Here is a 20,326-nt window from a genome sequence, read left to right as displayed (position 1 = left end):
GAGATTCATTCCAACCATGACGCATAATCATCCCGCCCCCCTGCTCGTCGAACTGCTGACCGAAGAGCTGCCGCCGAAGGCCCTCGCGCGCCTCGGCGACGCATTCGCCGAAGGTCTCGCGCAACGCCTCGCGGCGCGCGACCTCGTCGAAGGCGAACTCGTGTTCGAACGCTACGCCACGCCGCGCCGCCTCGCGGTCGTCGTGCAGAACGTGCGCGCCGTCGCGCCCGACCGGCAGGTCCGCGAAAAGGTTCTGCCCGTGTCGGTCGCGCTCGACGCCGAAGGCAAGCCGACGGCCCCGCTCGCGAAGAAGCTCGCGGCGCTCGGCCACCCGAACCTGTCGATCGCCGATCTCGAGCGCGCGCAGGACGGCAAGGCCGAAGCGTTCTTCATCAACTATTCGGCGGCCGGCGTCACGCTCGCCGACGGCCTGCAGGCCGCGCTCGACGAAGCGCTCGCGAAGCTGCCGATCCCGAAATTCATGACCTACCAGCGCCCGGACGGCTCGGACGTGAAGTTCGTGCGCCCGGTGCATCGCCTGACGGTGCTGCACGACGACCGCGTCGTGCCCGTCACCGCGTTCGGCGTCGACGCCGGCGACACCACGCTCGGCCACCGCTTCCTGTCCGACGGCCTCGTCGCGATCCAGCATGCGCGCGCGTACGCCGACACGCTGCGCGACAAGGGCCGCGTAATCGCGCACTTCGCCGATCGCCGCGAAACGATCCGCACGCAGCTGAACGAACATGCGAACGGCGACACGGTCGTGATGCCCGAATCGCTGCTCGACGAAGTGACGTCGCTGGTCGAATGGCCGGTGGTCTACCCGTGCCGTTTCGAGGACGAATTCCTGCAGGTGCCGCAGGAATGCCTGATCCTCACGATGCAGACGAACCAGAAGTATTTCGCGCTGACCGACGTCGGCGGCAAGCTGCGCTCGCGCTTCCTGATCGTATCGAACATCGAGACGAAGACGCCGGGCGAGATCATCGAAGGCAACGAGCGCGTCGTGCGCCCGCGCCTCGCCGATGCGAAGTTCTTCTTCGAGCAGGACAAGAAGAAGCCGCTCGCCGAGCGCGTGCCGCAGCTCGCGAACGTCGTCTATCACAACAAGCTCGGTTCGGCGCTCGCACGCGTCGAGCGCCTCGAGGCGCTGGCCGGCGAGATCGCCCCGGCGATCGGCGCCGACACCGCGCATGCGAAGCGCGCCGCCCGTCTCGCGAAGGCCGACCTGCTGACCGACATGGTCGGCGAGTTCCCCGAATTGCAGGGCACGATGGGCACGTACTACGCGCGCCACGACGGCGAACCCGACGACGTCGCGCTCGCCTGCGCCGAGCACTACCAACCGCGCTTCTCCGGCGATGCGCTGCCGACCACCCCCGTGTCGACCGCCGTCGCGCTCGCCGACAAGCTCGAGACGATCGTCGGCATCTGGGGCATCGGCCTCGCGCCGACCGGCGAAAAGGATCCGTTCGCGCTGCGCCGCCACGCGCTCGGCGTGCTGCGTCTGCTGCTCGAAAAGCAGTTGCCGCTCGATCTCGTGGCGCTGCTGCGCACGGCCCACGCACGCTTTGACGGCGTGCCGGGCGTCGCCGAATCGACCGACGCCATCTTCGCGTTCTTCATGGATCGCCTGCGCGGCCTGCTGCGCGAGCGCGGCTATTCGGCTGGCGAAATCGACGCGGTGCTGAGCCTGAACCCGACGCGCATCGACGATCTCGTCGCGCGCCTCGACGCGGTGCGCGAATTCACGCGCCTCGCGGAAGCCGAAGCGCTCGCGGCCGCGAACAAGCGGATCTCGAACATTCTGAAGAAGTCGGAAGGCGTCGCGAACGGCGCGGTGCAGTCGACGCTGCTCGTCGAGGCCGCCGAGAAGGCGCTGCACGAACAGCTCGCGGCCGTCACGCCGCGCGTGCAGTCGCAGCTCGAGGCGCGTGCGTACACGGGCGCGCTCTCGGCGCTCGCCGCGCTGCGTGCGCCGGTCGACACGTTCTTCAACGACGTGATGGTCAACGCGGAAGATCCGGCACTGCGCGCGAACCGTCTCGCGCTGCTGTCCGCGCTGCACCAGCAGATGAACTGCGTCGCCGACATCTCGAAGCTCGCCGCATAAGGGCCGAACGATGCCGATCAGCCCCAACCGAAAGCTCGTCGTCCTCGACCGGGACGGCGTGATCAACGTCGATTCGGACGCGTTCATCAAGACGCCCGACGAATGGATCGCGCTGCCCGGCAGCTTCGAGGCGATTGCGCGGCTCAACCACGCGGGCTACCGCGTGGTCGTCGCGACCAACCAGTCCGGCATCGGTCGAGGGCTGTTCGACATGGCTGCGCTCAACGAGATGCACCTGAAAATGCATCGCGCGGCGGCCGCGGTCGGCGCGCGCATCGACGCGGTGTTCTTCTGCCCGCACACGGCCGAGGATCGCTGCGACTGCCGCAAGCCGAAACCCGGCATGATGCAGATGATCGCCGAGCGCTTCGAGATCGATCCCGCCAACACGCCGGTCGTCGGCGATTCGCTGCGCGACCTGCAGGCCGGCGTCGCGGTCGGCTTCCAGCCGCACCTCGTGCTGACCGGCAAGGGCAAGAAGACACTCGCCGCCGGCAATCTGCCGGACGGCACGAAAGTCCACGACGACCTGCGCGCCTTCGCGCTCGATTTTCTTTCACACGAATACGAGTGATGCGGCTGCCGCGCGCATCCTCCCCAACGCCAGACTCACACCGATGCGCTTCGTCCGCTCACTGCTGCTGCTGATCTACTTCATCCTGTACACGGTGCCGTACGCCACCGCGTGCTTCATCGCGTTTCCGTTCATGCGCCCCGACGCGCGCTACTGGATGGCGGCCGGCTGGTGCAAGTCGACGCTGTGGGTCGTGCGCTGGCTGAACGGCATCCGCTACCGGATCGAAGGGATGGAGAACCTGCCCGACGGCCCGGCCGTGCTGCTGTCGAAGCACCAGTCCGCGTGGGAAACGCTCGCGTTTCCGGCGCTGATGCCCAAGCCGCTCTGCTACGTGTTCAAGCGCGAGCTGCTGTACGTGCCGTTCTTCGGCTGGGCGCTCGGGATGCTGCACATGGTCAACATCAACCGCAAGGAAGGCAAGAACGCGTTCGCGTCGGTGATCCGCCAGGGCAAGAAGCGCCTGTCGGAAGGCGCATGGATGATCATGTTCCCCGAAGGCACGCGCACGCCGGTCGGCAAGCAGGGCAAGTACAAGACGGGCGGCGCGCGTTTCGCGATCGAAACCGGTACACCGGTCGTGCCGATCGCGCACAATGCAGGTCATGTGTGGCCGCGCAACTCGTTCACGAAATTCCCGGGCGTCGTCACCGTGTCGATCGGCAAGCCGATCGCGAGCGAAGGGCTGACGCCCGATGCATTGAACTCGCAGGTCGAAGCATGGATCGAAGCGGAAATGCGCCGCATCGATCCCGATGCGTATCGTCAGGCGGGCAACGCCGGCACCCGCGATGCCGCGCGCGCCTGAAGCCCCGGATTGCAGCCGTTGCGTACGACAAAAAGAAGCGAACTGATGAAACAGCGTCCGCGGCCACGGCCTGCCGTCGTGGCCCTCGATCATCGCCAGATGGATCTGCCGCTCTTCGACGGGCCGGCCGCGGCCCCGTCGGCGCCTGCCGCGCCGCCGGCACCGCCCGAAGCCGCCCCCGCCGCGCCGCTCGATCCGGGCCCGGCGCCCGATCGTTCACGCGTGCGCACGTTGGCGCTCGACAGCCGTGTGCTCGAATACCGGCTGAAGCGCTCGGCGCGCCGCACGATCGGCTTCACGATCGACGGCAGCGGGCTGTCGATCACCGCGCCGCGCTGGGTCACGCTCGCCGACATCGAAGCGGCGATCGCCGAGAAACAACGCTGGATCTTCGCGAAGCTCGCGGAGTGGAAGACGCGCACCGAGCAGCGCGCGCTGCCGCAGATCGACTGGCGCGACGGCGCGCAACTGCCGTATCTCGGCAAGACGGTGACGATCGCGCTCGGCGCGGGCGCCGTCGGCTTCGATGCCGATGCGCTGCGGCTGTCGCTGCCGCTGCCCGTGCAGGCCGACATGCAGCAGATCAAGGATCGCGTGCAGGGCTGGCTGCAAGGCGAAGCGAAACGCATCTTCGGTGAGCGCCTCGCGGTCTACGCGGAAAGGCTCGGCGTCACGTATTCGATGTACGCGCTGTCGTCGGCCGCGACGCGTTGGGGCAGTTGCTCGAGCGACGGCAAGATCCGCCTGAACTGGCGGCTGATCCATTTTCCGATGTCGATCATCGACTACGTCGTCGCGCACGAGCTGTCGCACCTGCGCGAGATGAACCACAGCCCGGCCTTCTGGCAGACCGTCGAATCGATCTTCCCCGAGTTCCGCGAAGCGCGGCACACGCTCAAGCATCACCCGCCCGAGCTGCTGCCGTCGCTTTGACGCGCACGGCTTCGCCGCCAACGAAACAGGGCGGTACGGGTTACCCCGCACCGCCCTGTTTCGTTGCTGCGGCGGGCATCGCATGCCGCAGCCCCGTTCATCGCGCGCTTACTTCTTCTGGATGAACTCGATCTTGTAGCCGTCCGGATCCTCGACGAACGCGATCACGGTCGTACCGTGCTTCATCGGGCCCGCCTCGCGCGTGACCTTGCCGCCTTGCGCCTTGATCTTCTCGCAGGCCGCGTACGCATCGTCGACCGCCACCGCCAGATGGCCGAAGCCGTTGCCCAGATCGTAGGACGGCGTCTCCCAGTTGTGGGTCAGCTCGATCACGGTGCCCGTGCTCTCGTCTTCGTAGCCGACGAACGCGAGCGTGAACTTGCCTTCCGGATAATCCTCGCGACGCAGCAGCTTCATGCCGAGCAATTCGGTGTAGAACTTGATCGAGCGGTCGAGATCGCCGACTCGCAGCATCGTATGCAGCAAACGCATGTGTTGTACTCCTGTGGGGACTTTCCAGAGCCGGAAATTCTACCGGAGTCGGGTGAATTTCGCCGGGGACGCCTAGTCGGGGACGCCTAGTTGGGAACGCCTAGTTGGGAACGCCTAGTTGGGGACGCCTAGTTGGGGCGTCTGGCCGAGGGCACCTAGCCGGGAGCGCCTGGCCAGATGCACCGGGTCGGGGCGCGGCCCGATGCGGTGCATCGGTTGCCTGTCGCGAGCACGAGCGCGGCGGCGGAAAACGGCACGATCCGCCTCCCCCGGCCACCGCGCCGATCGGGTAACATCCTTCCACTTCGCACCAAAATCGGGCATGCATCCTGCCGCCCGACCGCGACCACCCACTCTTCCGTACGCCCCACTGCCGTGCGAAACCATCGATTCGAGCGCGCCGGGCGCGCCGCCCACCTGAGCGCGCCGTCGCCGTACCGCATCCGCGAGGTGCGCCGATGACCGCGCTCGCCGCCGCCCCCGTGCGCCGCACACTCGATACGCGCGCCGTCGGCCTGATGCTGCTGCTGTGCGCGATCTGGGGCTTCCAGCAGGTCGCGATCAAGAGCACGAACGCCGCGATCGCGCCGATGTTCCAGGCCGGGCTGCGTTCGGTGATCGCCGCGCTGCTGCTATGGGGCTGGGCCCGCACGCGCGGCACGCCGCTGTTTCAGGCGGACGGCACGTTCGGCGCGGGGCTCGCGGCCGGCGCGCTGTTCGCCGGCGAATTCGTCTGCGTGTTCTTCGGGCTGACGCTGACGAGCGCGTCGCACATGGCGATCTTCCTGTACACGGCACCGTGTTTCACCGCGCTCGGCCTGCATCTGTTCGCACCGGGCGAGCGGCTGCAGCGCACGCAATGGGCCGGCGTCGGCCTCGCATTCGCCGGCATTGCGCTCGCGTTCGCCGACGGCTTCCTGAAGCCACGCGCGCCCGGCGCGTCGGTGCTGGCCGGGCTCGCCGGCGACGCGCTCGGGATTCTCGGCGGCGCGATGTGGGCCGCGACGACGGTCGTCGTACGTTCGACGACGCTCGCGCGGGCGAGCGCGAGCAAGACGCTGTTCTACCAGCTTGCGGTATCGGCGGTCGTCCTGGTCGCGCTCGCCGCGCTGCTCGGGCAGATGTCGCTCGCGCAGGTCACGCCGCTCGCGATCGCGAGTCTCGCGTACCAGTCGGTGATCGTCGCGTTCGTCAGCTACCTGTCGTGGTTCTGGCTGCTGACGCGCTACAGCGCGTCCCGGCTGTCCGTCTTCACGTTCCTGTCGCCGCTGTTCGGCGTCGCGTTCGGCGTGCTGCTGCTCGGCGAAACGGTCGGCTGGCGCTTCATGTCCGCGGCCGCGCTCGTGCTGACCGGCATCGCGCTCGTCAACGCGCCGCCGCGCCGGCGGTCGTGACGACCGGCGCAAGACGCGCGGGCAATAAAAAAGCTGCCGGTCAGGCAGCCTCTTCGATACAGCCGACAGGCTTGCGCCACGCGCATCATCCGGCCTTGCGCCGCGCCGCGAGCGCCTGTGCGACGCCGACGTATTCGGCCACGCTCACGTCCTCCGCACGGCGCGCGAGATCGAAGCCGAGCGCATCGAAATCGACGGTCTCGCGGTAATCGCCGAGCGTATTGCGCAGCATCTTGCGGCGCTGCGAGAACGCGGCCGTGACGATTTCGCCGAGCAGCACCGGATCGACGTCCGGCAGTTCGTGCGGCTCGTACGGAATCATCCGGACGATCGCCGAATCGACCTTCGGCGGCGGCTGGAACGATTCCGGCGGCACGTCGAGCATCTTTTCCATCACGTAGCGGTACTGCAGCATCACCGACAACCGCGAGAACGCCTTCGTGCCCGGCTCCGCGACCATCCGCTCGACGACTTCGTTCTGCAGCATGAAATGCTGGTCGATGACCGCATCGGCGAACGTCATCAGGTGAAACAGCAGCGGGCTGGAGATGTTGTACGGCAGGTTGCCGACGATCCGCAGCGACGGCTTGTCGCCGGGCGCCGCGAGCGAACGGAAGTCGAACGCGAGCGCGTCGCCCGCATGCAGCTCCAGCAGCGCGCCGAAGCGCTGCTGCAGGCGCCCGATCAGGTCGCGATCGAGCTCCACCGCGTGCAGCGGCGACTCGGGCGTCGCGAGGCGCTCGATCAGCGGCTCGGTCAGCGCGCCGAGCCCGGGGCCGATCTCGACCATCCGCTGGCCGCGCGCGGGGCCGATCGTCGCGACGATCGAATCGATCACGCCGTGATCGACGAGGAAGTTCTGCCCGAAGCGCTTGCGCGCGAAATGGCCTTGGTGCTGTCTGCTGTTCGACATCGACTGAGTAAAACGAAAAATACGACGAATGGGGTAAGCCGGCAGCGTCAGGCTGCGCGACGATGGCGCGCCATCGTGACGGCCGTATCGAGCGCGGCGATCATGCTGCCCGGATCCGCGCGGCCCGTGCCGGCCAGATCGAGCGCGGTGCCGTGATCGACCGACGTGCGGATGATCGGCAGCCCGAGCGTCACGTTGATGCCCTCGCCGAACGTCGCGTACTTCAGCACGGGCAGGCCCTGGTCATGGAACATCGCGAGCACGCAGTCGGCATCGGCCAGATGGCGCGGCTGGAACAGCGTGTCGGCCGGATACGGGCCGCGCGCGTCGATGCGTTGCGCGTTCGCGCGGGCCAGCGCCGGCGAGATCACGTCGATCTCCTCGCGGCCGAGATAACCGTTCTCGCCCGCATGCGGGTTCAGGCCCGTCACGAGGATGCGCGGCGCGGCGAGACCGAAGTCGCGCCGCAGGTCGCGATCGATGATCGCGAGCGTCTCGACGAGCCCGTCGATCGTCAGCGCGGCCGATACTTCCTTCAGCGGCAGGTGCGTGGTCGCGAGCGCGACGCGCAACGGCCGGTCGCCGGTGCCCGCCAGCATCATCACGACGCGCGGCGTATGCGTGCGCTCGGCCAGGTATTCGGTATGGCCGGTGAACGGCACGCCCGCGTCGTTGATCGTGCTCTTCTGCAGCGGCGCGGTGACGATCGCGTCGTACCGGCCCGCCAGCGCGCCGTCGATCGCGGCATCGAGCAGCCCGAGCACGTAGCGGCCGTTCGCCGCGTCCAGCTTGCCCGCCTGCGCCGGCACCGCCAGCGCATGATGCGCGACCGACACCTGCGTGCCACCGGCCCACGCGGCCCGGTCGGCGCCGACCGCCGCGGCCCGCGCGTCGAGCAGCGCTGCATCGCCGAGCACGGTGAAATGCGCGTCGGGCCAGCGCTGCGCGGCGTCACGCAACGCCTGCACGGTCAGTTCCGGGCCGACCCCCGCGGGTTCGCCGGTCGTGATCGCGATCTGCAGCGCGGGCGTGGTCATCCGATGCTCGCTCAGTTCGCCGGGCCGACGCCGCCGATCTTGTACTGCACGTACGACGAATCGCGCAGTTCGCGCAGCCAGTCGGCATATGCCTGTTCCGCCTTGCGCTGGCCGATCGCCTGACGGGCGATGTCCATCTGCTGCTGCACCGACCCTTCGGCCTCGCGGCGGTTCAGCACCTGGATCAGGTGGTAGCCGTACTCGGTACGAATCGGCTGGCTGATCTGGCCGTCCTGCAGGTTGTTCATCGCGCGCTCGAATTCCGGCACGGTCTCGCCCGGGCTGATCCAGCCGAGATCGCCGCCCTGCGATGCGGAACCGTCCTGCGAGTAGGTGCGCGCGAACTTCGCGAAATCGCCGCCGGCCTCGACCTGGTTGCGGATGTCGATCAGTTGCTGACGCGCCTGGCCTTCCGACTTGCCTTCGCCGACACGCAGCAGGATGTGGCGCACGTGCGTCTGCACGATCTTCGGCGCGGCGGCACTCGCGCCCTGGCTCTGGCGGCGATCGACCAGGCGCACGATCTCGAAGCCGTCCGGCACGCGGATCAGCGTCGGATTGACCTGGCCGGGGCGCAGCTTCGACGCGGCGTCGACGACGTCGGCCGGCAGCGCGCTCGGCGACTTGAAGCCGAGATCGCCGCCCTTCTTCGCGTCGTTCGCTTCGGAGTTGTTCTTCGCGAGCCGCTCGAAATCGGCGCCCGACTTCGCCTGCTGCAGCAGCGCTTCGGCCTTCTTCTGCGCGGCTTCGATGTCGGCCTGCGGCGCGTTGGTGGGCGCCTTGATGAAGATGTGCTGGAAGCGCAGGTCCTGCTGCTGCGACGCGTTCGGCCCGCGCTGGCTCGCGATGTAGTTCGCGACCTCGGCGTCCGACACCGTGATCTTGCCGTCGACCTCGCGCTCGCGCAGCTTCGACAGCATCAGCTCGGTGCGTGCGTCGTTCGTGAAGATGCTCCAGGGCACGCCCTGCGCCTCGAGACGCGCACGGTACTGGTCGAGCGTCATCCCGTTCGCCTGCGCGAGCCGCTGCAGCGTGGCCTGCACGGTCGCGTCGTCGATGCGGATTCCGTCGTCCTTGGCCTTCTGCACCTGGATACGTTCGAGCACCATCTGGTTCAGCACCTGCGCGCGCAACTGGTCGGCCGGCGGCACCGGCGCGTTCTGCTGCTGCAGCCGGCGGGCGATCAGGCCCACGCGCTGGTCGAGTTCGCGGCCCGTGATCACGTCGTTGTTGACGACGGCGACGACTTCGTCGGCGAGCTGCGCACCTTGCGAACCGAGCGCCTGCGCCGCGGCCGGCGCGGCGGCGAGCAGCGCGGCGGACGCGGCGAGGCTGGACACGACTGCCGCGAAACGAAGGGTTTTCTTCATTGCCACTGAAACTCCATTGAAATCGTGCTGACCGGTGCAGACATGCCGGCGTTACTCGTAGTTGCTGAAGCGGGACATCGGCGGCGGCGGCGGCGGCAACGGCGTGTAGCCCGGCACCCCGGCGCGGAATGCGGACACGAGGCCGTTGTCGATGGTCGACAAGCCCTTGAGCGTCAGCTGCATCATGAATCGCGTCGACGAGTTCTGCTGTCCCGACGAATTGATGCCGTTCGCGGCCCGCTGCACCCCGACCCCGAGCGCCCAGCAATCCGCGTCGTATTGTAAGCCGACCAGACCGTCGACCACGCGATCTCCGGCGAGGTCGTAGTTGAAACGGCCGATCGCATACAGGCGGCGCGTGAGCGGCCATTGCGCGGACACCAGGAACTGGTTGATCGGCTGATTGTCGAGCGTGGTGTTCGCGCGCGTATAGCGGTAGCCGACGTTGATCACGCGGCGCTCGCCCGGGCTGTAGCCGAAACCGACGCTCGACTTCACGAGCTGGTTGTTGTTCTGGTTGTACTGGAACGCCGTTTCCGACATGAAGCCCGAACCGAGCTTCAGCGCGGCGCCGACGATCAGGTCCGAGTGGCGCGCCAGCACGGCGCTCTGCCCGGGGTTCAGCGTGACGCGCTGATCGGCGAAGTAGTACTGCTGCGCGATCACGAAGCGCGCGCGCTCGTCGCCGGTGCGCGGATCGATGAAGCGCGACGTGAGGCCGGCCGTGATCCGGTTCGCATCGGCGATCCGGTCGTTGCCGACGAACGTGTTCGGCTGGTAGATCTCCGCGAGGCCGAAGTCCGATTCCGCGGTGTCGAACAGCGGCGCGTTCGACTGATCGCGATACGGCGTGTACACGTAGTACAGGCGCGGCTCGAGGGTTTGAATGAAGTCCTGGCCGAACAGGCGCACCGAACGATCGAAGATCAGCCCCGAATCGAAGCTCACGGTCGGGATCGACTCGGTGAAGCGCTTCGGGTTGTTCGGCGTGGTCGACGACAGGTAGTTCAGGTCGTACGACGCGAAGTGGTACTGGACCTTCGGCACGACGAAGTAGCCGGGGCCGTACACGCCGTACGAGATGTACGGGTTGAAGACGATCCGGTCGCCCTGGGTCGCATCGGCGGTCGTGATGCGGAACCGCGAATAGTCGGCTTCCGCGCCGAAGTCGAAGCCGCCGACGTTGTACTTCGTGTACTTCACGTTCAACTGCGGCTCGCGGCTGTACGGCGCGATCGACGGCGGCAGCGTCTGCCAGTGCTGGTAGCGCGCGAGCACCGACCACGGGCCGTTGTTGTACGTGAGGCCGGCTTCCTGCTGGTACAGCGTCTGCGTGCCGTTGATGAACTGGTTCGACGACCCGAGGTCTTCGGGATACGTGTTGTCCGAGACCTTGTTGAAGTAGACGTAGCCGCCGAAGCCGCCGCCGAAGTTCTGCTGGTGCTGCCAGTAGATCGCGTAGCGGTTGCGGTGCGCGAGCCGGTCGTCCGGCAGGTAATTGGCCGTAAACGTGCCCGAATACGACGGCGACAGGTAGCGGAACGTCGCTTCGGTCATCACGCCGCGCCGCGAGATGATGCGCGGCGTGAGCGTGAGATCGCGGTTCGGCGCGATGTTGAAGTAGTACGGCAGCGTCAGCTCGAAGCCGTTGCTCGAGTTCATCGAGAACGTCGGCGGCAGCAGGCCGCTGCGCCGCTCGCCCGACAGCGGGAACGTCATCCACGGGCTCGCGAAGATCGGCACGCCCTGGAAGAACAGCACGCCGTTGCGCGCGGTGCCCTCGTCGGCGCCCGTATCGAAATCGAAGCGGCTGCCCTTGATGTACCACGCGGGGTTCGTCGAGCACTGGCACGCCGTATACGTGCCGTTGACGAACACCGAGCGCTCGTTGTCGACCATGTCGACGCGCTCCGCGCTGCCCGACCCGCCCGTCACGTTGAAGTGATACTTCGGCGCGGTCATGAAGCCCTGGTTCGCCTCGATCTTCAGGTGCGCCTCGGGGCCCGCGAACGACGTGCCGCCGTTGATCACCTTGACCTGGCCGTACGCATCGGCCATGTCGGTATCCTGATCGTAGTGGATCGCGTCGGCCTTCACGACGGCGTCGCCGCGCCGCAGCTCGGCCGAACCCTTCGCGGCGAGGTCCTGCTCGGCGGTGCCGCTCGTATGGTCGGCGATCACGAAAGCGGCCGGCTTCGCGCCGTCCTTCAGCGGATGATCCTCGAGCTGGGGCGCGAGACGCAGATCCCACGGCGAGTCGAGCGGCTGCGGCTGCGCAGCCGCACCCGTCAGCTGCGCGTACGACACGGCCGGCACGAGGCCGGGCACGGCCAGGAGCGCGAGCGCGAGCCGCCGTTTGCGCGGCGCCCCGTCACCGGGGAAAACATTCGGGAATAGCGGTTTGGGCGGCATCTATCGTTTGGCGAATCGCCCCTTGTCAACCGCGCCTGCACGGCACCGTCGCGCGGCAGCCCGCGCCGTCGAGCCGCGACTGCGGCTCTTCGCAAACCGGGGAGGCGATCGGGCGGACGGCGCGACAGGCGGCGAGCCTGCACGGCGGAAGCTGACGCGGGGCGCGTCAAAAAAGTCGTGGGGTATTATATGGCAAGACGTTCCCCCCTCCGCCGAGTTTCATGACGCCCCCATCCGCCGCATCCCAGCCCGACGCCCGCCTCGAAGCGCTCACCGCGTGGCTGCGCCCGCTCGCCGAGCGCTACGCGCTCGATCTGTCGACCCTCGCGCCCGCGTCGTCGGACGCCAGTTTCCGCCGCTATTTCCGCGTCGCATCGGCCACCAGCGCCGGCGGCACGCTGATCGCGGTCGATGCGCCGCCGCCCGAGAAGTGCCGCGAGTTCGTCCAGGTCGCGCAGTTGCTCGCCGCGGCCGGCGACCACGTGCCGGACGTGCTGGCCCACGATTTCGACGCGGGCTTCATGCTCGTGACCGACCTCGGCCGCACGTCGTACATCTCGGTGCTCGATCCGGCCGATCCGGCCGCCGCGCGAACGCTGATGCGCGCCGCGCTCGATGCGCTGATCCGCTTCCAGCTCACGTCGAAGCCCGACGTGCTGCCGCCGTTCGACGAAGCGTTCCTGCGCCGCGAAATGGAGCTGCTGCCCGAATGGTTCATCGGCCGCCACCTCGGCAAACCCGTCACCGACGCGATGCGCGGCACGCTCGACCGCACGTTCGCGCTGCTGGTCGCGAGCGCGCATGCGCAGCCGCAAGGCTTCATGCTGCGCGACTTCATGCCGCGCAACCTGATGGTGTGCGAGCCGAACCCGGGCGTGCTCGACTTCCAGGACGCCGTGTACGGGCCGCTGACGTACGACGTCGTGTCGCTGCTGCGCGACGCATTCATCAGCTGGGACGAGGAGTTCGAGCTCGATTGCTTCGCGTACTACTGGGAAAAGGCGAAAAAGGCCGGCCTGCCGGTCGATCCCGACTTCGGCGAGTTCTACCGCCAGCTCGAATGGATGGGGCTGCAGCGCCATATCAAGATCCTCGGCCTGTTCGCGCGCATCAACTACCGCGACGGCAAGCCGCATTACCTCGCCGACCTGCCGCGCTTCCTCGCGTACGCGCGCAAGGTCGCGCTACGCTACCGCCCGCTCGTGCCGTTCGCGAAGCTGCTCGACGAGCTCGAGGGCAACGCGCCGGCCGACGTCGGCTATACGTTCTGACCGTCCTCACACCCCGTCGAACATGAGCACTACCCTGACCACGGCGATGATCTTCGCCGCCGGACGCGGCGAGCGGATGCGCCCGCTCACCGACACCTGCCCGAAGCCGCTGCTCGAAGCCGGCGGCAAGCCGCTGATCGTGTGGCAGATCGAGGCGCTCGCGCGTGCGGGCATCGAGACCATCGTGATCAACCACGCATGGCTCGGCGAGCAGATCGAGGCCGCGCTCGGCGACGGTTCGCGCTGGGGCGTGCGGCTCGCGTATTCGGCCGAGGGCGACGCGCTGGAAACCGCCGGCGGCATCGCGCAGGCGCTGCCGCTGCTCGAGCGCGACGGGCAGCCGGCCGTGTTCGCGGCCGTCAGCGGCGACGTGTACTGCGCGTTCGACTACCGGACGCTCGCGCCGCGCGCCGCCCGGATGGCCGCGCTCGACACGCCGGCGATGCACCTCGTGATGGTGCCGAACCCGCCGTTCCATCCGGCCGGCGACTTCGCGCTCGGCGACGATGGCCGTCTCGCGCTCGACGGCTCTGCGCGCTTCACGTTCGGCAACATCGGCCTGTACGACACGCGGATGTTCCGCGACCTCGCGCCCGGCACGCGGCGCGCGCTGACGCCGTACTATCGCGCGGCGATCGAAGCCGGCCGCGCGAGCGGCGAACTGTACGAAGGGATCTGGGAGAACGTCGGCACGCCCGCGCAGCTCGGCGAACTCGACGCGCGGCTGCGCACCGCCGCGGGCTGATCGTTTCGCGGCCGACTGCCGACTACCGGTTCGCCGGCGCGGCGGCCGATGGGGTGACGGTGACGGCTCGATGAGGTGACGGGCCGATGTGGCGCCCGGTCGACCGGCCGCGAACCGATCCGCGATCGAATGTCGGGAACGCCCCGCCGGCTCACCCGGCGGTGACGACCCCACGCTGCCCGACAGCCGGCACACCGCCCGCTCCCGCCCCACGCCGCGTCGCGACACCCGCGCTCACGCGGCCTCGGCCTCTTCCCCGCCGGCCGCCGCGCGTTGCTGCTGCAACGCCCACATCTGCGCATACAGCCCGTCGGCGCGCACGAGTTCGTCGTGCGTGCCGCGCTCGACGATCCGCCCGTGGTCCATCACGAGAATCTGCTGCGCGTGCACGACCGTCGACAGCCGGTGCGCGATCACGAGCGTCGTGCGATGCCGCGCGATCTGATCGAGTTCGTGCTGGATCGCGCGTTCCGAGCGCGAATCGAGCGCCGACGTCGCTTCGTCGAACAGCAGCACCGGTGGATCCTTCAGCAGCGTCCGCGCGATCGCGACGCGCTGCTTTTCGCCGCCCGACAGCTTCAGCCCGCGCTCGCCGACCGGCGTGTCATAGCCCTTCGGCAAGCTCTCGATGAAGTCGTGGATGTGCGCGGCGCGCGCGGCCGCGATCACTTCGTCGCGGCTCGCGGTCGGCCGGCCGTACGCGATGTTGTAGTAGATCGAGTCGTTGAACAGCACGGTGTCCTGCGGCACGATCCCGATCGATGCGCGCAGCGATTCCTGCGTGACGTCGCGGATGTCCTGGCCGTCGATCCGGATCGCGCCGCCCGCCTGCCGGTCGAGATCGTAGAAGCGGAACAGCAGCCGCGACAACGTCGATTTCCCCGAACCGCTGTGGCCGACCACCGCGGTCGTCGTGCCGGCCTCGATCGTAAACGTCACGTCGTGCAGGATCTGCCGCGACGGCTCGTACGCGAAGTTCACGTGCTCGAAGCGCACCTGCGCGCCGGCCACCGCGAGCGGCGGCGCATCGGGCCGGTCGGCCACTTCCTTCGGCGCCGTCAGCAGCCCGAACATCCGGTCCATGTCGGTCAGGCTCTGCTTCAGCTCGCGATAGACGACGCCGAGGAAGTTCAGCGGAATGTACAGTTGCAGCATGAACGTGTTGATCAGCACGAGATCGCCGAGCGTCAGCTTGCCCGCGAGCACGCCCTGGGTCGCGCGCCACAGGATGAACACGAGCCCCGTGCCGATGATCGCCTGCTGGCCGAAGTTCAGCACCGACAGCGAGTTCTGCGAGCGGATCGCGGCCTTGCGGTAGCGCTTCAGGTTCTCGTCGTAGCGTTGCGCCTCCCACTCCTCGTTGCCGAAGTACTTCACCGTCTCGTAGTTGATCAGCGAGTCGATCGCCCGCGAGTTCGCGCGCGAATCGAGTTCGTTCATCGTGCGGCGGAAATGCGTGCGCCAGTTGGTGACCTTCACGGTGAACACGATGTACGTGATGAGCGCCGCGAACGTCACGTACGCGTAGTAGGCCTCGTACTTGACCACGAAGAAGCCGAGCACAAGCCCGACCTCGACGAGCGTCGGCAGGATGCTGTACAGCGAATACGAAATCAGCTGCTGGATGCCGCGCGTGCCGCGCTCGATGTCGCGCGACATGCCGCCCGTCTGGCGTTCGAGGTGAAACCGCAGCGACAGCCCGTGCAGATGCCGGAACACCTGCAGCGCGAGCTGACGCACCGCGCTCTCGGCGACCTTCGAGAACAGGATTTCGCGCAGCTCGGTAAAGAGCGACGTCGACAGCCGCACGAGCGCATACGCGACGACCAGCAGCCCGACGCCGCCCGCGAGCACGATGCCGGCCGACTGCTCGGCACGCCCGAGCGCGGTGAGCTGCTGCACGGCGGACAGATGATCGACGATGCGCTTCATCACGACCGGCACGCCGAGGTTCGCGACCTTCGCACCGATCAGGCAGCCGAGCGCGAGCGCGACGCGCCATTTGTAGGTGGCCAGGTACGGCAGCAGCGACCGGATGGTCTGCCAGTCGTTGCGAGGCCCGGTCGAAGCCGGCGCGGGCTCGCCGGAAGCGGGAAATCGGCGCATGGGGGAAGGGTTGTGCGGCGGTACGGGACGCGCATATCGGCGGCCGGCTCGCGCGCTTTCTCGTACAATTTGCGAACGTTGTATTGTCGCAGAAGCCGCTTCGCGCCGCTGCCGGCGCCCTCGCCGGCCACGCTGCGCGCGGCGGCCCATTTATTACAGGATGAAAGCCCCGCCATGACCGATTCGACCCTCGAACTCCCGCAGAAGCAGCCCGCGCTGCGCGTCGTCCCGCAACCGCACGACGCGAACGTTCACGGCGACGTGTTCGGCGGCTGGATCATGTCGCAGGTCGACATCGCCGGTTCGATCCCCGCGAGCCAGCGCGCGAACGGCCGCGTCGCGACGGTCGCGGTCAACTCGTTCGTGTTCAAGCAGCCGGTGTTCGTCGGCGATCTGCTGAGCTTCTACGCGACCATCATGCGCACCGGCAACACGTCGATCACGGTCGACGTCGAGGTGTATGCGCAGCGCATGCGCCTGATGGGCGAAGTCGTGAAGGTCACCGAAGCGACGCTCACGTACGTCGCGACCGGGCCCGACCGCAAGCCGCGGCAACTGCCGCCGCTCTGACGGCAGGCGGCGCACCGCAGCGCGGCAGGCGGCCGTCAGTGCGCGGCCGTCAGCCCGAACTCCCGCATCGCGGGCACGAAATCGTGATTCAGCGCCGGCTTGCGCGACAGCTTGACGAGCACGTAGCGCTGGAACGGCGCGAGCCGCTGCCACTGCGCGAGCGCGGGCGCCGGCAGCCCGGCCAGCGCGCTTTGCTGCACGAGCGACTCCGGCACCGCGTCGACGGCGCGCCAGGCCGGCTGCTCGTCCGGCTGGAACCATGACGGCTCCAGATCGGCGTGCGTGCGCAGCATTTCGAACAGCGCGTGATCGAAGTTGGGCTCGATCGCGGTGTCGTCGTCGGCCGGAAAGCGCGCGAGCAGCTTGCGGTCCTCGAGCGGCAGCAGTTGCCACTGCTCGAGCGATATCCGCAGCCCGAAGCGGTCGAGATTGAAACGCACGATCATCGGGATGTACGTGAAGTTTTCCGACGAATCGTGTTCGAAGTTGAAGAGCAACGGAGCGTCGCTGAGTCCCATGGTCGTTACCTGACGTGGCGGATGCCGGCGCGGCCGGCTTGCCTGGGGTATTTTAGAACCTCTGCGCGCGGGCGGCGGCACGATCGTCGCCGACCGTGCTTCGAATCAACGGGAGTGCTCGTGAATCCGACCCAATCAGACGAACCGCGCGGCGCGATCGAGCTGCCCGTGAGCCGCACGCGCGGCGGCGCGGTCGAGACCGCACACGACTTCGTCGGCCAGGAATGGCCGGTCGCCCTCGTCTTCAACGGTATCTCGCACGCGGTGATGATGTGTACGCCATGCGATCTCGAAGCGTTCGCGGTCGGCTTCGCGATCTCGGAAGGGATCGTCGCGCGCGGCAGCGACATCAAGGACATCGAGGTGATCCTGCACGCCGACGCGCCGCTGCCGCATGCGGAAGTCCACCTGGAAGTCGTCCAGCAGGCGTTCGCCGCGCTGAAGGACCGGCGCCGCGCGCTCGCGGGGCGCACGGGCTGCGGCGTCTGCGGAATAGAAAGCATCGACCTGCTCGACCTTGCGCCCGAACGCGTGCCCGATACCGGCTTTCTCGCGCGCCTCGCGCCCGACGCGCTGGCGCGTGCAGCGCATGCGCTGCCGGCACACCAGGCGCTCACGAAACTGACCGGCGGCCTGCATGCGGCCGCATGGTGCGACGCAACAGGCGCGATCCGGACGGCATTCGAGGACGTCGGCCGCCACAATGCCCTCGACAAGCTGATCGGCTCGCTCGTGCTGTCGCGTGCCGATCCCACCGACGGCTTCGTGTTCCTGTCGAGCCGCGCGAGCTACGAGCTCGTACGCAAGGCCGCGCGGGTCGGCATCCCGCTGGTCGCGACCATCTCCGCGCCGTCGTCGCTCGCGATCGAGATCGCGAAGGCGGCCGGCTTGCGGCTCGTCAGCTTCTGCCGCGAAACGGGGTACGTCGACTACGGCACGGCCTGATCGCGATCGCGGCCGCGCAGCGGCGAGCCACCGCCGGCGCGGCCTGCTCCGTTCAGTCGAACTGACGGAAATCCGGCTTGCGTTTCTCGAAGAACGCCGTCATCGCCTCGCGCGCCTCCGGCGCGCGCAGCATCGCGCCGAAGTGGCGCGCTTCCTCGGCCATCCGCGCGGGCGTCGCCACGCCCCCCGTATCCTTCAACAGCGCCTTCGTCACACGCAGTGAAGCCGCCGGCAACGCCGCCAGCTTCGCCGCCTGCTTCGCCGCGAATGCGTCGAGTTCGGCCGCCGGCAGCACGCGATTGACGATGCCGATCCGGTGCGCTTCCAGCGCGTCGAACGCCTCGCCGAGCAACAGCTTCTCGGCGGCGACCTGATGGCCGGCCAGGCGCGGCAGCAGGGCGCTCGACGCCGCTTCCGGGCACAGCCCGAGCTGCACGAACGGCAGCGAGAACGTCGCGGTGTCGGCCGCGTAGACCAGATCGCAGTGCAGCAGCATCGTCACGCCGACCCCGACCGCGATGCCCGGCACGGCCGCCACGATCGGCTTGCTCGCGCCGCTGATCCGCGCCAGAAACTGGAAGACCGATGCGGTGTCGTCCTTCGGCGGCGACTTCAGGAAATCCTCGAGATCGTTCCCCGAGCTGAAATTGCCGTCGCTACCGCGCAGCAGGATCGCGCGGACCGCCTTGTCTTCCTGCGCGTCGGCGAGCGCATCGGCCATCGTCTGGTACATCGCCGCCGTCAGCGCATTCTTCTTCGCCGGGCGCGCGATCGTGATCGTCATCACGCCGTCGGCGCGTTCCACTTGAATGTCGGCCACAACCGTCTCCTTGAACTGTCCTCTACCGGAATGAAAAACGGTGCGCGAGCTCGTGGCCCGCGCACCGTCGTCGCTCTTCGTCGCGTCCCGCTTACAGGCGTTCGATGATGCCCGCCGCGCCCATGCCGGTGCCGACGCACATCGTGACCATCCCGTATTTCAGGTTGCGGCGGCGCAGGCCGTGCACGACGGTCGCCGCGCGGATCGCGCCGGTCGCGCCGAGCGGGTGGCCCAGCGCGATCGCGCCGCCCATCGGGTTGACCTTCGACGGATCGAGGCCGAGATCGCGCATCACCGCCAGCGACTGCGCGGCGAACGCCTCGTTCAGCTCGATCCAGTCGAGGTCGTCCTGCTTCAGGCCGGCGGCCTTCAGCGCGGCCGGAATCGCTTCCTTCGGGCCGATGCCCATGATTTCCGGCGGCACGCCGCGCACCGCGAAGCTCACGAAGCGCGCGAGCGGCGTCAGGTTGAATTCCTTGAGCACCTTCTCCGACACGACGAGCAGCGCGCCCGCGCCGTCCGACGTCTGCGAGCTGTTGCCGGCCGTGACCGAGCCCTTGTTCGCGAACACCGTGCGCAGCTTCGCGAGGCCTTCGAGCGACGTATCCGCGCGCGGGCCTTCGTCGAGCTTGATCTCGCGCGTCTTCACGTCGATTTCGCCGGTCGCGAGATTCGGGAAGCGCTCGGTGATCGTGTACGCAGCGATTTCGTCGCCGAACTCGCCGGCCTGCTGCGCAGCGAGCGCCTTGCGGTGCGACTCGACCGAAAACGCGTCCTGGTCCTCGCGGCTCACCTTCCACTGCTCGGCGACGCGCTCGGCCGTCAGGCCCATCCCGTATGCGATGCCGAAATCTTCGTTGCGATCGAAGATGTGCGGCGACATCGACGGCTTGTTGCCCATCATCGGCACCATGCTCATCGACTCGCAGCCGCCCGCGAGCAGCGCGTCCGATTCGCCGACGCGAATCCGGTCGGCCGCCATCGCGAGCGCGGTGATGCCTGACGCGCAGAAGCGGTTGACCGTCACGCCGCCGACCGTCTGCGGCAGGCCTGCGAGCAGCGCGCCCATCCGCGCGACGTTCAGCCCTTGTTCGGCTTCGGGAATCGCGCAGCCGATGATCGCGTCCTCGATCACCTTCGTGTCGAGACCGGGCACCTGCGCGACCGCCGACTTGATCGCGTGAACCAGCAGCTCGTCCGGCCGCGTGTTCTTGAAGACACCGCGCGGGGCCTTGCCGATCGGCGTGCGGCTGGCGGCGACGATGTATGCGTCTTGCAATTGTTTGCTCATTTCAGACTCCT

At 68.1% G+C, this 20,326-nt stretch carries 18 protein-coding genes; 9 read left to right on the top strand and 9 right to left on the bottom strand.

The features are described from left to right. Positions 1-16: 16 nt before the first annotated feature. Genes glyS through WT24_RS00150 form a run of 4 tightly spaced genes read left to right on the top strand, consistent with a single transcriptional unit; the run spans position 17 to position 4,431 of the window. Positions 17-2,116, top strand: coding sequence for a glycine--tRNA ligase subunit beta (glyS, locus tag WT24_RS00165; protein WP_060030365.1), 2,100 nt, complete (start codon positions 17-19; stop codon positions 2,114-2,116). A gap of 10 nt (positions 2,117-2,126) precedes the next feature. Continuing rightward, positions 2,127-2,690 (top strand): D-glycero-beta-D-manno-heptose 1,7-bisphosphate 7-phosphatase, encoded by a 564-nt coding sequence (gene gmhB, locus WT24_RS00160; protein WP_059504485.1) that lies wholly within the window; start codon positions 2,127-2,129, stop codon positions 2,688-2,690. Between the two features lie 43 nt (positions 2,691-2,733). Next, positions 2,734-3,498 carry a 1-acyl-sn-glycerol-3-phosphate acyltransferase gene (locus WT24_RS00155; protein ID WP_059504483.1) on the top strand — a complete coding sequence of 255 codons (765 nt, stop codon included), beginning with the start codon at positions 2,734-2,736 and terminating at the stop codon, positions 3,496-3,498. Between the two features lie 45 nt (positions 3,499-3,543). Continuing rightward, a complete protein-coding gene (locus WT24_RS00150; RefSeq protein WP_059504481.1) occupies positions 3,544-4,431 on the top strand; it encodes a M48 family metallopeptidase in 888 nt (295 codons plus the stop codon). Positions 4,432-4,539: 108 nt separating this feature from the next. Here the strand turns inward: WT24_RS00150 and gloA are convergent, their stop codons facing one another. Next, a complete protein-coding gene (gloA, locus tag WT24_RS00145; protein ID WP_006477863.1) occupies positions 4,540-4,923 on the bottom strand; it encodes a lactoylglutathione lyase in 384 nt (127 codons plus the stop codon). Positions 4,924-5,381: 458 nt separating this feature from the next. Here gloA and WT24_RS00140 point away from each other — a divergent pair, with 458 nt between their 5' ends. Beyond that, positions 5,382-6,317, top strand: a complete 936-nt coding sequence (locus WT24_RS00140; protein ID WP_060030363.1) for a DMT family transporter — start codon at positions 5,382-5,384, stop codon at positions 6,315-6,317. Between the two features lie 85 nt (positions 6,318-6,402). Here WT24_RS00140 and rsmA read toward each other — a convergent pair whose 3' ends face one another. Genes rsmA through WT24_RS00120 form a run of 4 tightly spaced genes read right to left on the bottom strand, consistent with a single transcriptional unit; the run spans position 6,403 to position 12,049 of the window. Beyond that, positions 6,403-7,230 (bottom strand): 16S rRNA (adenine(1518)-N(6)/adenine(1519)-N(6))-dimethyltransferase RsmA, encoded by an 828-nt coding sequence (gene rsmA / locus WT24_RS00135; protein ID WP_059794000.1) that lies wholly within the window; start codon positions 7,228-7,230, stop codon positions 6,403-6,405. Between the two features lie 47 nt (positions 7,231-7,277). Continuing rightward, a complete protein-coding gene (gene pdxA, locus WT24_RS00130) occupies positions 7,278-8,267 on the bottom strand; it encodes a 4-hydroxythreonine-4-phosphate dehydrogenase PdxA (RefSeq protein ID WP_060030361.1) in 990 nt (329 codons plus the stop codon). An 11-nt stretch (positions 8,268-8,278) separates the two neighbouring features. Next, a complete protein-coding gene (locus tag WT24_RS00125; RefSeq protein WP_060030359.1) occupies positions 8,279-9,637 on the bottom strand; it encodes a peptidylprolyl isomerase in 1,359 nt (452 codons plus the stop codon). A gap of 51 nt (positions 9,638-9,688) precedes the next feature. Continuing rightward, positions 9,689-12,049, bottom strand: a complete 2,361-nt coding sequence (locus tag WT24_RS00120; protein WP_059793994.1) for an LPS-assembly protein LptD — start codon at positions 12,047-12,049, stop codon at positions 9,689-9,691. Between the two features lie 221 nt (positions 12,050-12,270). Between WT24_RS00120 and WT24_RS00115 the strand changes: the two genes are divergently transcribed. Next, complete coding sequence (locus WT24_RS00115; RefSeq protein WP_059793992.1) at positions 12,271-13,320, top strand: aminoglycoside phosphotransferase family protein; 1,050 nt, start codon at positions 12,271-12,273, stop codon at positions 13,318-13,320. Positions 13,321-13,342: 22 nt separating this feature from the next. After that, positions 13,343-14,065 (top strand): N-acetylmuramate alpha-1-phosphate uridylyltransferase MurU, encoded by a 723-nt coding sequence (gene murU, locus WT24_RS00110; protein WP_060030357.1) that lies wholly within the window; start codon positions 13,343-13,345, stop codon positions 14,063-14,065. Between the two features lie 234 nt (positions 14,066-14,299). Here the strand turns inward: murU and WT24_RS00105 are convergent, their stop codons facing one another. After that, entirely contained in the window at positions 14,300-16,171 is a 1,872-nt protein-coding gene (locus tag WT24_RS00105; RefSeq protein WP_060030355.1) for an ABC transporter ATP-binding protein/permease, read from the bottom strand. Between the two features lie 174 nt (positions 16,172-16,345). Here WT24_RS00105 and WT24_RS00100 point away from each other — a divergent pair, with 174 nt between their 5' ends. Next, a complete protein-coding gene (locus WT24_RS00100) occupies positions 16,346-16,741 on the top strand; it encodes an acyl-CoA thioesterase (RefSeq protein WP_006485741.1) in 396 nt (131 codons plus the stop codon). 35 nt (positions 16,742-16,776) lie between these two features. Here the strand turns inward: WT24_RS00100 and WT24_RS00095 are convergent, their stop codons facing one another. Further along, the gene (locus WT24_RS00095) at positions 16,777-17,259 is read right to left on the bottom strand and encodes a nitrate reductase associated protein (RefSeq protein WP_059504464.1); all 483 of its coding nucleotides are present in this window, start codon (positions 17,257-17,259) and stop codon (positions 16,777-16,779) included. 120 nt (positions 17,260-17,379) lie between these two features. On the opposite strand from WT24_RS00095, the gene fdhD reads away from it, so the two are divergent. Further along, positions 17,380-18,204, top strand: coding sequence for a formate dehydrogenase accessory sulfurtransferase FdhD (fdhD, locus tag WT24_RS00090; protein WP_059504603.1), 825 nt, complete (start codon positions 17,380-17,382; stop codon positions 18,202-18,204). A gap of 52 nt (positions 18,205-18,256) precedes the next feature. Here the strand turns inward: fdhD and WT24_RS00085 are convergent, their stop codons facing one another. Next, positions 18,257-19,024 (bottom strand): enoyl-CoA hydratase, encoded by a 768-nt coding sequence (locus tag WT24_RS00085; protein ID WP_060030353.1) that lies wholly within the window; start codon positions 19,022-19,024, stop codon positions 18,257-18,259. Positions 19,025-19,115: 91 nt separating this feature from the next. Further along, positions 19,116-20,315, bottom strand: coding sequence for an acetyl-CoA C-acyltransferase (locus tag WT24_RS00080; RefSeq protein ID WP_059504460.1), 1,200 nt, complete (start codon positions 20,313-20,315; stop codon positions 19,116-19,118). Positions 20,316-20,326 lie beyond the last annotated feature (11 nt).

The sequence above is a fragment of the Burkholderia sp. MSMB1078WGS genome (assembly GCF_001528895.1).
In the GTDB taxonomy this organism is placed as follows: domain Bacteria; phylum Pseudomonadota; class Gammaproteobacteria; order Burkholderiales; family Burkholderiaceae; genus Burkholderia.
Note: the sequence above shows the minus strand (reverse complement) of the source record. Positions and strands in the feature narration are given on the sequence as shown.